The following is a 12,928-nucleotide window of genomic DNA, read 5'->3' as shown; positions in this document are numbered from 1 at the left end:
AATGACCACGGAAAAAGTTAAGTACGGCGTCCATTCCGAAGCCGGCAAACTGCGCAAAGTCATGGTTTGCTCCCCAGGTCTGGCCCATCAGCGGCTGACCCCGAACAACTGCGATGAACTGCTGTTCGACGACGTCATCTGGGTCAACCAGGCCAAGCGCGACCACTTCGACTTCGTGACCAAGATGCGCGAACGCGGGATCGAAGTGCTGGAAATGCACAACCTGCTGACCGACATCGTTTCCAACCCCGAAGCGCTGAAATGGATTCTGGACCGCAAGATCACCCCCGACACCGTCGGCGTCGGCCTGACCAACGAAGTGCGCAGCTGGCTCGAAGGCCTGGAGCCACGCAAGCTCGCCGAGTTCCTGATTGGCGGCGTGGCCGGTGAAGACCTGCCGGAAAGCGAAGGCTCCAGCGTAATCAAGATGTACCGCGATTATCTGGGCCACTCCAGCTTCCTGCTGCCACCGCTGCCCAACACTCAGTTCACCCGCGACACCACCTGCTGGATCTACGGCGGTGTGACGCTCAACCCGATGTACTGGCCGGCCCGTCGTCAGGAAACCCTGCTGACCACCGCCATCTACAAATTCCACCCCGAGTTCACCAACGCCGACTTCGAAGTCTGGTACGGCGACCCGGACAAGGATCACGGCCAGGCCACCCTCGAGGGCGGTGACGTCATGCCGATCGGCAATGGCGTGGTGTTGATCGGCATGGGCGAGCGCACTTCGCGTCAGGCCATCGGCCAACTCGCGCAATCGCTGTTCGCCAAAGGCGCCGTGGAAAAAGTCGTGGTCGCCGGCCTGCCGAAATCCCGCGCGGCGATGCACCTGGACACCGTGTTCAGCTTCTGCGACCGCGACCTGGTCACGGTCTTCCCTGAAGTGGTCAAGGAAATCGTGCCGTTCATCATCCGCCCCGACAGCAGCAAGCCTTATGGGCTGGACGTGCGCCGGGAGAACAAGTCGTTCATCCAGGTGGTGGCCGACGTATTGGGCCTCAAGGAACTGCGCGTCGTGGAAACCGGCGGCAACAGCTTCGCCGCCGAACGCGAGCAATGGGATGACGGCAACAACGTGGTGGCCGTGGAACCGGGCGTGGTCATCGGCTACGACCGCAACACCTACACCAACACCCTGCTGCGCAAGGCCGGGGTCGAGGTCATCACTATCAGCGCCGGCGAACTGGGCCGTGGCCGTGGCGGCGGCCACTGCATGACTTGCCCGATCGTCCGCGACCCAATCGACTACTAACTTTTTGACTTAAAACGACCCGGCGCTGTGAAAGCGTAGCGAGCGAAGGAAAGACAAGGCAAAAACAGGCGAGGAAGCGGAGTTTACTGGCTGTAAATGAGCATTCCGAGCCTGTTTTTAACGCAGTATTTCCGAGCGCAGTAGCTTTCACAGTGTCGGGCAAGGAGATCCATCATGGCTTTCAACATCCACAACCGTAACCTGCTCAGCCTGGAACACCACACCCCACGTGAGCTGCGTTACCTGCTCGACCTGTCCCGCGACCTCAAGCGCGCCAAGTACACCGGCACCGAGCAACAACACCTGAAGGGCAACAACATCGCCCTGATCTTCGAAAAAACCTCGACCCGCACCCGTTGCGCGTTCGAAGTCGCCGCGTATGACCAGGGCGCCAACGTCACCTACATCGACCCGAATTCCTCGCAGATCGGCCACAAGGAAAGCATGAAGGACACAGCCCGCGTGCTGGGTCGCATGTACGACGCCATCGAGTACCGTGGCTTCAAGCAGGAAATCGTCGAAGAGCTGGCCAAGTTCGCCGGCGTGCCGGTGTTCAACGGCCTGACCGATGAATATCACCCAACGCAAATGATCGCCGACGTGCTGACCATGCGTGAGCACGCCGACAAGCCGATCCATGAAATCAGCTACGCCTACCTGGGCGACGCCCGCAACAACATGGGCAACTCGCTGCTGCTGGTCGGCGCCAAACTGGGCATGGACGTGCGCATCTGCGCGCCGAAAGCCCTGTGGCCCCACGACGATCTGGTCGATCGCTGCAAGAAATACGCAGAGGAAAGCGGTGCCCGCATCACCCTGACCGACGACCCGAAAGCCGCCGTCAAAGGCGTGGACTTCATCCACACCGACGTCTGGGTATCGATGGGCGAACCGGTTGAAGCCTGGGCCGAGCGTATCCAGCAACTGCTGCCATATCAGGTCAACAAAGAGCTGATGAAAGCCACCGGCAACCCGCGCACCAAGTTCATGCATTGCCTGCCGGCGTTCCACAACAGCGATACCAAGGTCGGCAAACAGATCGCCGAGCAGTATCCGCACCTGGCCAACGGCATCGAAGTGACCGACGACGTGTTCGAGTCGCCTGCCTGCATCGCCTTCGAGCAAGCGGAAAACCGCATGCACACCATCAAGGCGATTCTGGTGTCGACCCTGGCTGATCTGTAAGCGTTGACCTTTGACCTGCGGGCGCCGCCGAAGGCTGCATCCGCAGGCTCACCGAATTCTGAAAGGACTGCATTATGCGTATCGTCGTAGCTCTGGGCGGTAACGCCCTGCTCCGTCGTGGTGAGCCGATGACCGCTGACAACCAGCGCGCCAACATCCGCATCGCCACCGAGCAAATCGCCAAGATCCATCCGGGCAACCAACTGGTCATCGCCCACGGCAATGGCCCACAAGTCGGCCTGCTGTCGTTGCAGGCAGCCGCCTACACCTCCGTCACCCCTTACCCGCTGGACGTGCTCGGTGCCGAAACCGAAGGCATGATCGGCTACATCATCGAACAGGAACTGGGCAACCTGCTGGACTTCGAAGTCCCGTTCGCCACCCTGCTCACCCAGGTCGAAGTCGACGCCAACGACCCGGCCTTCAAGAACCCGACCAAACCGATCGGCCCGGTCTACGAGAAAGCCGAAGCGGAAAAACTCGCCGCCGAAAAAGGCTGGGCGATTGCCCCGGACGGCGACAAGTTCCGTCGTGTGGTGGCCAGCCCGCGGCCGAAACGCATCTTCGAAATCCGCCCGATCAAGTGGCTGCTGGACAAGGGCAGCATCGTGATCTGCGCCGGCGGCGGCGGCATCCCGACCATGTATGACGAGAAGCGCAACCTCAAAGGTATTGAGGCGGTGATCGACAAAGACCTGTGCTCGTCGCTGCTCGCCGAACAACTGGAAGCGGACTTGCTGGTAATCGCCACCGACGTCAACGCGGCGTACATCGACTTCAAAAAACCGACCGAGAAAGCCATCGCCCAGGCTCACCCGGACGAACTCGAACGCCTGGGCTTCGCTGCCGGCTCCATGGGGCCGAAGGTGCAGGCAGCCTGTGAATTTGCGCGCCATACTGGCAAGGTTGCGGTGATCGGTTCGCTGGCGGACATCGAAGCCATCGTCCAGGGCACCGCCGGTACGCGGGTCAGCACCGCCGCGCCAGGCATCACCTACCGATAACCAGAAATACCGGGGGCAGACCCAGGGTCTGCCCTTCTCCCATGCCTTGAAAGGAGAGAACACCATGGCCCAGTTCGAACCCGGTCACTTGCACATCGAACGGCACGCGTTGACCCAGGATGACGTCAACTACAACATCCGCCTCGAATACGAGGTGTCGCAGGATCCGCAAAAAGGCAAAGGGATACAGTTCCGGCTGCTTGGAACCATCCAGGGCAAAGAGGTCAACGAACCGTTCTTCCTGCCCAAGGAAGAGGCCTACAACTTCGCCCGCAACGTGACGCAGATTGCCGAAAAGTACGGCATCCCCAAGAGCCACAGCCAGATCGGCTCGGTTCACAAGCATTACGATTTGATGTTTGAAGACATCCGTGTGCAGTTGAATATGAAATCCGGGGATCCGGTCAATCCCGAGCATTTCGAGTAACCCCGCACACCACAGATCCATTGTGGGAGCGAACTCGCTCCCACAGGAGATGCATACCTGCCTCAAGTTCACGTCGGATTTCACCTGAAGCCCCGCCCCAAGGCATACTTGCCCCCCTCCGTACTCCAGAACACTGAACCACCCCATGCGTATCCACGTCAGCTTCATCGACCGCGTCGGCATCACCCAGGAAGTCCTGGCGATACTCGGTGGGCGCAACCTCAATCTGGATGCGGTGGAAATGGTCCCGCCGAACGTCTACATCGACGCCCCGACCCTCAGCCCGCAAGTACTCGAAGAACTGAAAGATGCGCTGTTTCGAGTGCGCGGCGTCGAGGCCGTGGTGGTGGTCGACATCCTGCCCGGTCAGCGCCGGCACTTGCAGCTCGACGCGTTGCTCGCGGCAATGACCGACCCGGTGCTGGCGCTGGACAGCGCCGGCAAAGTGCTGCTGGCCAACCCGGCGCTGATCGCCTTGTACGGTCGCGAGCCGGCCGGTGAAAGCGTCTCGGAACTGTTCAACGATCCCGGCCTGCTCGAAACCTTGCTGGAACAAGGCTTCCGCTTGCCACTGCGGGAAATCACCGTCAACGGCCAGACCCTGTTGCTGGACGCCACGCCGATCACCGACGCCGGCGCCCTGCTGACCCTGTATCAACCCAACCGCATCGGCGAACAACTCTCGGCGCTGCACCATGACCATGCCGAAGGTTTCGATGCGCTGCTCGGCGAATCCCCGGCGATCCGCACGCTCAAGGCCCGCGCGCAACGGGTGGCAGCCCTCGATGCGCCACTGCTGATTCAGGGCGAAACCGGCACCGGTAAGGAATTGGTGGCCCGCGCCTGCCACGCCATCAGCACCCGCCACAGCGCGCCATTTCTGGCGCTGAACTGCGCGGCCCTGCCGGAGAACCTCGCCGAGAGCGAACTGTTCGGCTACGCCCCCGGCGCCTTCACCGGCGCACAACGGGGCGGCAAACCGGGGCTGATGGAACTGGCCAACCAGGGCACGGTGTTTCTCGACGAGATCGGCGAAATGTCACCGTACTTGCAGGCCAAGCTGCTGCGCTTTCTCAACGATGGCAGCTTCCGCCGGGTGGGCGGTGATCGCGAAGTGAAGGTCAACGTGCGCATCCTCAGCGCGACCCACCGCGACCTGGAAAAAATGGTCAGCGAAGGCCTGTTCCGCGAAGACCTGTTCTACCGCCTCAACGTGCTCAACGTCGAAGTGCCGCCGTTGCGCGAACGTGGCCAGGACATTCTGTTGTTGGCGCGTTACTTCATGCAGCAGGCCTGCGCGCAGATCCAGCGCCCGGTCTGCCGACTCGCCCCGGGCACTTACCCGGCACTGCTCGGCAACCGCTGGCCGGGCAACGTGCGGCAATTGCAGAACGTGATCTTCCGCGCCGCCGCCATCTGCGAAAGCAGTCTGGTGGACATCGGCGACCTCGACATCGCCGGCACCTCGGTGGCACGCCAGACCGATACCGACGTCGACAGCCTGGAAGAAGCCGTGGAGGCGTTCGAGAAATCGCTGCTGGAAAAGCTCTACGTCAGCTACCCCTCGACCCGCCAACTGGCCAGTCGCCTGCAGACTTCGCACACCGCGATTGCCCATCGGCTGCGCAAGTACGGGATTCCGGGAAAAGCCTGAATCCCGCCAAAAGCGACCTCCATCTGTACTGAAAGCGCTACAGCGGAACGATATCGCTACACCCTCCTTCGACCACCGCCGTGCAAGGCTTTGATCCGCTTCAGCTTTTTTCTTCGCTCCAAGCTGTAGCGATTTCGCTACAGCTTGCTCGATCACGACCGCCAACAAATCAATCAACTAATTGATTTATAACGATATTTTTACGTTGGCCGCGTTCTTGCTAAGTAACCGCTCATAAAATCAGGGCATTGCCGCCCGAGTATTCCACCGCGTCCACCAGACGAGTCTGGCCCTTAGGAGATTCCATGAGCGAGTTGCGTTTTACTGAAGATCACGAATGGCTGCGCGCCGAAGCCGATGGCTCTGTCACCGTTGGCATCACCGCTTTCGCGCAGAACGCTTTGGGCGACGTGGTGTTCGTGCAACTGCCTGAACTGCAGGCTTACGACAAAGGCGCCGAAGCCGCCACCGTGGAATCGGTAAAAGCCGCGAGCGGCGTTTACATGCCACTGGACGGTGAAGTCCTGGCCACCAACCCGGCCCTGGAAGACAGCCCTGAGCTGGTCAACGAAGATCCGCTGGGCGAAGGCTGGTTCTTCCGCTTCAAGCCAGCCGACGCTTCGGCCGTCGCCAAGTTGCTGGATCAGGACGCCTACGACCGTCTGATCAAAGCCCAAGCCGAAGCCTGAGGAACCTGACATGACCCAAGTAAATCTCGGCACCGCCAATGAATTCATCGCCCGTCACATCGGCCCGCGCGCCGGTGACGAGCAGGCCATGCTCAACAGCCTCGGCTTCGACTCGCTGGAAGCCCTGAGCGCCAGCGTCATCCCGGAAAGCATCAAGGGCACCAGCGTGCTTGGCCTCGATGACGGCCTGAGCGAAGCCGATGCCCTGGCGATGATCAAAGGCATCGCCGGCAAGAACCAACTGTTCAAGACCTACATCGGCCAGGGCTACTACAACTGCCACACACCGTCGCCGATCCTGCGCAACCTGCTGGAAAACCCGGCCTGGTACACCGCTTACACCCCATACCAGCCGGAAATTTCCCAGGGCCGTCTCGAAGCGCTGCTGAACTTCCAGACCCTGATCAGCGACCTCACCGGCCTGCCGATCGCCAACGCCTCGCTGCTCGATGAAGCCACCGCCGCTGCCGAAGCCATGACCTTCTGCAAACGCCTGAGCAAGAACAAGGGCAGCCATCAGTTCTTCGCCTCGATCCACAGCCACCCGCAAACCCTCGACGTACTGCGCACCCGTGCCGAGCCTCTGGGCATTGAAGTGGTGGTCGGCGACGAGCGTGAACTGACCGACGTGACGCCGTTCTTCGGCGCACTGCTGCAATACCCGGCGAGCAACGGTGATCTGTTCGACTACCGCGAACTGACCGAACGCTTCCACGCCGCCAACGCACTGGTCGCCGTGGCCGCTGACCTGCTGGCCCTGACCCTGCTGACCCCGCCGGGCGAGTTCGGCGCCGACGTGGCCATCGGCAGCGCCCAACGTTTCGGCGTACCGCTGGGCTTCGGTGGCCCGCACGCGGCTTACTTCTCGACTAAAGATGCGTTCAAGCGCGACATGCCGGGCCGTCTGGTCGGTGTCTCGGTTGACCGCTTCGGCAAACCGGCCCTGCGTCTGGCGATGCAGACCCGCGAGCAACACATCCGCCGCGAGAAAGCCACGTCGAACATCTGCACCGCGCAAGTGCTGCTGGCCAACATCGCCAGCATGTACGCCGTGTACCACGGCCCGAAAGGCCTGACCCAGATTGCCAACCGCGTGCATCACCTGACCGCGATTCTGGCCAAGGGCCTGAGCGCACTGGGCGTGACCGTCGAGCAAAGCAGCTTCTTCGACACCCTGACCCTGGCCACCGGCGCGCAAACTGCTGCGCTGCACGACAAGGCCCGTGCCCAACAGATCAACCTGCGTGTGATCGACGCCCAGCGTCTGGGCCTGTCGGTCGACGAAACCACCACCCAGGCCGACATCGAAACCCTGTGGGGCCTGTTCGCCGACGGCAAGACCCTGCCGGATTTCGCTGCTCTCGCCGCTTCGGCTGCAAGCACTATTCCAGCCGCACTGGTTCGCCAGTCGCCGATCCTCAGCCACCCGGTGTTCAACCGTTATCACTCGGAAACCGAGCTGATGCGCTACCTGCGCAAACTGGCGGACAAGGACCTGGCACTGGATCGCACCATGATCCCGCTGGGCTCGTGCACCATGAAGCTCAACGCCGCCAGCGAAATGATCCCGGTGACCTGGGCCGAATTCGGCGCCCTGCACCCGTTCGCCCCGGCCGAGCAAAGCGCCGGTTACCAGCAACTGACTGACGAACTGGAAGCGATGCTCTGCGCCGCCACCGGTTACGACTCGATCTCCCTGCAACCGAACGCCGGTTCCCAAGGTGAGTACGCAGGTCTCCTGGCGATTCGCGCCTATCACCAGAGCCGTGGCGAAGACCGTCGCGACATCTGCCTGATCCCGTCGTCCGCCCACGGCACCAACCCGGCGACCGCCAACATGGCCGGCATGCGCGTGGTCGTGACCGCCTGCGACGCCCGTGGCAACGTGGACATCGAAGACTTGCGCGCCAAGGCCATCGAGCACCGCGAACACCTCGCGGCGCTGATGATCACTTACCCGTCGACCCACGGCGTGTTCGAAGAAGGCATCCGCGAAATCTGCGGCATCATTCATGACAACGGCGGCCAGGTGTACATCGACGGCGCCAACATGAACGCGATGGTCGGCCTCTGCGCACCGGGCAAATTCGGCGGCGACGTCTCGCACCTGAACCTGCACAAGACTTTCTGCATCCCCCACGGCGGTGGCGGCCCGGGCGTCGGCCCGATCGGCGTGAAATCGCACCTGACGCCATTCCTGCCGGGCCATGGCCACATGGAACGCAAGGAAGGCGCGGTCTGCGCAGCACCGTTCGGCAGCGCGAGCATTCTGCCGATCACCTGGATGTACATTCGTATGATGGGTGGCGCAGGTCTGAAGCGCGCTTCGCAACTGGCGATCCTCAATGCCAACTACATTTCCCGTCGCCTGGAAGAGCACTATCCAGTGCTGTACACCGGCAGCAACGGTCTGGTGGCGCATGAGTGCATCCTCGACCTGCGCCCGCTGAAAGACAGCAGCGGCATCAGCGTCGATGACGTGGCCAAGCGTCTGATCGACTTCGGCTTCCACGCCCCGACCATGTCGTTCCCGGTGGCCGGCACGCTGATGATCGAGCCGACCGAAAGTGAATCCAAGGAAGAGCTGGACCGCTTCTGCGACGCCATGATCCGCATCCGCGAAGAAATCCGCGCTGTAGAGAACGGCACCCTGGACAAGGACGACAACCCGCTGAAGAACGCTCCGCACACCGCCGCAGAGCTGGTCGGCGAGTGGACTCACCCGTACAGCCGCGAGCAAGCGGTGTACCCGGTGGCGTCGTTGATCGAAGGCAAGTACTGGCCGCCGGTCGGTCGCGTCGACAACGTGTTCGGCGACCGCAACCTGGTCTGCGCCTGCCCGTCGATCGAAAGCTACGCTTGACCTGTGAGGGGGCGGGTTCGCCCGCCCCGTTCATGCGTGCCTGATGTGCCTATAACAAGAAACCGGAGAACAACCATGTCGTTAAGCGTGTTCGACCTGTTCAAGATTGGCATCGGCCCCTCCAGCTCCCACACCGTCGGCCCGATGCGCGCAGCCGCGCGCTTCGTCGAAGGCCTGCGCCGGGAAAACCTGTTGTCGGCCACCACCAGCGTCAGGGTCGAGTTGTACGGATCCCTCGGCGCCACCGGCAAGGGTCACGGCAGCGACAAGGCTGTGTTGCTGGGCCTGGAAGGTGAACACCCGGATACCGTGGATACTGAAACCGTCGCTGCACGTCTCACGCAGATTCGCGGCAGCGGGCGTTTGAACCTGCTCGGTGAACACAGCATCGCGTTCAACGAGAAAGAACACCTGGCAATGATCCGTAAACCGTTGGCCTATCACCCCAACGGCATGATCTTCCGTGCCTTCGATGCAGCGGGATTACAGATCCGCAGCCGCGAGTACTACTCGGTCGGCGGTGGTTTTGTGGTCGACGAAGATGCGGCCGGAGCCGACCGTATCGTAGAAGACGCCACACCGCTGACCTTCCCGTTCAAAAGTGCCAAGGACTTGCTCGGTCACTGCGCCACCTACGGTCTGTCGATCAGTCAGGTGATGCTGACCAACGAAAGCGCCTGGCGCCCGGAAGCGGAAACCCGCGCCGGCCTGCTGAAAATCTGGCAAGTGATGCAGGACTGCGTGGCCGCCGGCTGTCGCAACGAAGGCATTCTGCCGGGTGGCCTGAAGGTCAAGCGGCGGGCGGCAGCGTTGCACCGGCAACTGTGCAAGAACCCGGAATCGTCGCTGCGCGATCCGTTGTCGGTGCTGGACTGGGTCAACCTCTACGCCCTCGCCGTCAACGAAGAAAACGCCAATGGCGGGCGCGTGGTTACGGCGCCGACCAACGGCGCGGCGGGGATTATTCCGGCCGTATTGCATTACTACATGCGCTTCATTCCCGGCGCCAACGATGACGGCGTGGTGCGTTTCCTGCTGACCGCGGCGGCCATCGGCATTCTGTACAAGGAAAACGCCTCGATTTCCGGCGCCGAAGTCGGCTGTCAGGGCGAGGTCGGCGTGGCCTGCTCGATGGCGGCCGGTGCGTTGTGCGAAGTCCTCGGCGGCAGCGTGCAGCAAGTGGAAAACGCCGCTGAAATCGGCATGGAACACAACCTCGGTCTGACCTGCGACCCGATTGGCGGGCTGGTGCAGGTGCCGTGCATCGAGCGCAACGCCATGGGCTCGGTCAAGGCGATCAACGCCGTGCGCATGGCCATGCGCGGAGACGGGCAGCACTTCGTCTCCCTCGACAAGGTCATCCGCACCATGCGCCAGACCGGCGCCGACATGAAAAGCAAATACAAGGAGACCGCCCGCGGCGGTCTGGCGGTCAACATTATCGAGTGTTAATTAGCCCCCTCTCCCTCCGGGAGAGGGTTGGTGTGAATCAAGGAGTCCCGCATGTCCACCGAACAACTGTCGAAAACCCCGCTGCACGCTCTGCACATCGAACTCGGCGCCCGCATGGTGCCGTTCGCCGGCTACGACATGCCGGTGCAATACCCGCTGGGCGTGATGAAAGAACACCAGCACACCCGTGAGCAGGCCGGGCTGTTCGATGTCTCGCACATGGGTCAGATTCGCCTGACCGGCGCCAATGCCGCCAAAGCCTTGGAAACCCTGGTGCCGGTGGACATCATCGACCTCCCGGTGGGCATGCAGCGCTATGCGATGTTCACCAACGAAACCGGTGGCATCCTCGATGACCTGATGGTCGCCAACCTGGGCAACGACGAACTGTTCCTGGTGGTCAACGCCGCGTGCAAGGACCAGGACCTGGCCCATCTGCAGAAGCACATCGGCGATCAATGCAAGATCGAGCCATTGTTCGAAGAACGCGCCCTGCTCGCCCTGCAAGGCCCGGCCGCCGTGACCGTGCTGGCGCGCCTGGCACCGGAAGTGGCGAAGATGACCTTCATGCAGTTCGCCCGCGTGAAACTGCTGGGCGTGGATTGCTTCGTCAGCCGTTCGGGCTACACCGGTGAAGACGGTTTCGAAATCTCCGTACCGGCAGCCGATGCGGAAAAACTCGCCCGCGCCCTGCTCGCCGAACCGGAAGTGGCCGCCATCGGCCTCGGTGCCCGTGACTCGCTGCGTCTGGAAGCCGGCCTGTGCCTGTACGGCCACGACATGAACACCGACACCACGCCGATCGAAGCGAGCCTGCTGTGGGCCATCTCCAAGCCACGCCGCGCTGATGGCGCACGTGCCGGTGGTTTCCCGGGTGCAGAACAGGTTTTCAGCCAGCAACAGAACGGTGTCGCGCGTAAACGCGTCGGCCTGTTGCCGCAGGAGCGCACGCCGGTCCGTGAAGGGGCAGAAATCGTCAACGAAGCCGGCGAGATCATCGGCAGCGTGTGCAGCGGCGGTTTCGGTCCGACCCTGGGTGGGCCATTGGCGATGGGTTACCTCGACAGCGCCTATGTCGCACTCGACACGCCAGTCTGGGCCATCGTTCGTGGGAAAAAGGTGCAAATGCTTGTAAGCAAAATGCCATTCGTTCCACAACGCTACTATCGTGGTTGATTGACTGTTTCTATAAGTAACGCGATTGCGTTATGCGTGCACTAATGTGTAACGCAATCGCCATAAAACAGTGCACTTTCTTTACATTCGATTCGAATATGAACTTGGCTTATAACGTTCGAAAACAATTGAACAAGCTAATCGTATAAGCCCGACTAATGGACTGACTAACTGCCAGCAAGCACAGGAAAACCGGGGCCCTCACGGGGCTTGTTTTTCCTCCTGTAGTTGGCGTAGAGTTTGTCCACTGTGTTTGCATGGGTCAGCTTGGAATCGTGACCTGGGCAGTAGCCTACAAGTTAGCTACATCCCGTTCGACGTCTTCTTACTCTCCTGCAACCAGCCCCAGTACTCTTTCATGAGGAAGAGACTGTCATCAATTTTTGCGTCAAAGGAAATAAGAAATGTCCCAACGTCAGAGCGGTACCGTCAAGTGGTTTAACGACGAGAAAGGTTTTGGTTTTATCACTCCAGAAAGCGGTCCGGATCTGTTCGTGCATTTCCGCGCTATTCAGGGCAACGGCTTCAAGAGCCTGAAAGAAGGCCAGAAAGTGACTTTCGTGGCTGTGCAGGGCCAGAAAGGCATGCAGGCTGACGAAGTACAAGCCGAAGGCTGATCTTCTGTTACGAAAAAGCCCCTGATATTGATATCAGGGGCTTTTTTGTGCGCGCGAATCCGTAAAATGGCGCTTCACTTTCCGTCCAGAGGCTGCCATGTCGAAACACCTGCTCATCCCCCAGGGCGATTTTCCCGCCGTTGGCCTGGGTCGTCGTCTGGCAGCGATGTTCTATGACTTTCTGCTGTGTACCGCCCTGCTGATCGTCACCGGCGGAATCTACAAGATGATCCAGGCCGCGATCATCGGTGAGGAGCGCCTGCGGGTACTGACCGACGCCGGCAAGCTGGACGGCGACCCGCTCTACTCCACCGTGTTGCTGCTGGTGCTGTTTGGCTTCTTCGCCAAGTTCTGGACTCACGCTGGCCAGACACTGGGCATGCAGGTGTGGGGCATCCGCGTACAGAATGCCGATGGCACCGCGATCAGCCTGTGGCAGGCGCTGCTGCGGTTCATGGTATCGATTGCGTCGTGGCTGTGCCTGGGCGTGGGATTCTTCTGGTCGCTGTTCGACAAACGCAAGCGTGCCTGGCATGACATCTATTCGGACACACAACTGGTGCGGATCCCGAAGAAAGCCAAATAATCCTGCAGATGCAAAAA

The 12,928-nt window shown here is 61.2% G+C and carries 11 protein-coding genes; all 11 read left to right on the top strand.

Features of this window, described 5'->3' with window-relative positions; genetic code table 11:
* Position 1 precedes the first annotated feature (1 nt).
* The 11 genes from arcA to AC1RR7_RS17480 all read left to right on the top strand — a co-directional run bounded on the left by arcA (position 2) and on the right by AC1RR7_RS17480 (position 12,911).
* Positions 2–1,258: an arginine deiminase gene (gene arcA, locus AC1RR7_RS17530; RefSeq protein ID WP_096818274.1), complete on the top strand. Its 1,257-nt coding sequence runs from the start codon at positions 2–4 to the stop codon at positions 1,256–1,258.
* Positions 1,259–1,432: 174 nt separating this feature from the next.
* Positions 1,433–2,443, top strand: coding sequence for an ornithine carbamoyltransferase (locus tag AC1RR7_RS17525; protein ID WP_096818276.1), 1,011 nt, complete (start codon positions 1,433–1,435; stop codon positions 2,441–2,443).
* Between the two features lie 74 nt (positions 2,444–2,517).
* Complete coding sequence (gene arcC, locus AC1RR7_RS17520) at positions 2,518–3,447, top strand: carbamate kinase (RefSeq protein ID WP_096818277.1); 930 nt, start codon at positions 2,518–2,520, stop codon at positions 3,445–3,447.
* A 64-nt stretch (positions 3,448–3,511) separates the two neighbouring features.
* Positions 3,512–3,874 (top strand): DUF5064 family protein, encoded by a 363-nt coding sequence (locus AC1RR7_RS17515; RefSeq protein ID WP_273541009.1) that lies wholly within the window; start codon positions 3,512–3,514, stop codon positions 3,872–3,874.
* Positions 3,875–4,019: 145 nt separating this feature from the next.
* Positions 4,020–5,528: a transcriptional regulator GcsR gene (gene gcsR, locus AC1RR7_RS17510; RefSeq protein WP_085730273.1), complete on the top strand. Its 1,509-nt coding sequence runs from the start codon at positions 4,020–4,022 to the stop codon at positions 5,526–5,528.
* Positions 5,529–5,833: 305 nt separating this feature from the next.
* Entirely contained in the window at positions 5,834–6,217 is a 384-nt protein-coding gene (gene gcvH, locus AC1RR7_RS17505; protein ID WP_074688335.1) for a glycine cleavage system protein GcvH, read from the top strand.
* 10 nt (positions 6,218–6,227) lie between these two features.
* Positions 6,228–9,080, top strand: a complete 2,853-nt coding sequence (gene gcvP, locus AC1RR7_RS17500) for an aminomethyl-transferring glycine dehydrogenase (RefSeq protein WP_493158058.1) — start codon at positions 6,228–6,230, stop codon at positions 9,078–9,080.
* Between the two features lie 75 nt (positions 9,081–9,155).
* Positions 9,156–10,532 (top strand): L-serine ammonia-lyase, encoded by a 1,377-nt coding sequence (locus tag AC1RR7_RS17495; protein ID WP_085730271.1) that lies wholly within the window; start codon positions 9,156–9,158, stop codon positions 10,530–10,532.
* A gap of 51 nt (positions 10,533–10,583) precedes the next feature.
* On the top strand, positions 10,584–11,708 hold the full coding sequence (gene gcvT, locus AC1RR7_RS17490) for a glycine cleavage system aminomethyltransferase GcvT (RefSeq protein WP_102621277.1): 1,125 nt from the start codon (positions 10,584–10,586) through the stop codon (positions 11,706–11,708).
* A gap of 404 nt (positions 11,709–12,112) precedes the next feature.
* Complete coding sequence (locus AC1RR7_RS17485; protein WP_007934683.1) at positions 12,113–12,325, top strand: cold-shock protein; 213 nt, start codon at positions 12,113–12,115, stop codon at positions 12,323–12,325.
* Between the two features lie 97 nt (positions 12,326–12,422).
* A complete protein-coding gene (locus tag AC1RR7_RS17480; RefSeq protein ID WP_102621276.1) occupies positions 12,423–12,911 on the top strand; it encodes an RDD family protein in 489 nt (162 codons plus the stop codon).
* Positions 12,912–12,928: the final 17 nt, after the last annotated feature.

This window comes from Pseudomonas sp. GW821-FHT11G12, from assembly GCF_058808055.1.
This window is presented reverse-complemented; position numbering and strand designations above follow the sequence as displayed.

Coding starts and splice junctions, on each gene's coding strand:
- AC1RR7_RS17525 (WP_096818276.1), top strand. CDS start 1,433: ATGGCTTTCAACATCCACAACCGTAACCTGCTCAGCCTGGAACACCAC.
- AC1RR7_RS17495 (WP_085730271.1), top strand. CDS start 9,156: ATGTCGTTAAGCGTGTTCGACCTGTTCAAGATTGGCATCGGCCCCTCC.
- gcsR (WP_085730273.1), top strand. CDS start 4,020: ATGCGTATCCACGTCAGCTTCATCGACCGCGTCGGCATCACCCAGGAA.
- gcvT (WP_102621277.1), top strand. CDS start 10,584: ATGTCCACCGAACAACTGTCGAAAACCCCGCTGCACGCTCTGCACATC.
- arcA (WP_096818274.1), top strand. CDS start 2: ATGACCACGGAAAAAGTTAAGTACGGCGTCCATTCCGAAGCCGGCAAA.
- AC1RR7_RS17485 (WP_007934683.1), top strand. CDS start 12,113: ATGTCCCAACGTCAGAGCGGTACCGTCAAGTGGTTTAACGACGAGAAA.
- AC1RR7_RS17515 (WP_273541009.1), top strand. CDS start 3,512: ATGGCCCAGTTCGAACCCGGTCACTTGCACATCGAACGGCACGCGTTG.
- gcvP (WP_493158058.1), top strand. CDS start 6,228: ATGACCCAAGTAAATCTCGGCACCGCCAATGAATTCATCGCCCGTCAC.
- AC1RR7_RS17480 (WP_102621276.1), top strand. CDS start 12,423: ATGTCGAAACACCTGCTCATCCCCCAGGGCGATTTTCCCGCCGTTGGC.
- gcvH (WP_074688335.1), top strand. CDS start 5,834: ATGAGCGAGTTGCGTTTTACTGAAGATCACGAATGGCTGCGCGCCGAA.
- arcC (WP_096818277.1), top strand. CDS start 2,518: ATGCGTATCGTCGTAGCTCTGGGCGGTAACGCCCTGCTCCGTCGTGGT.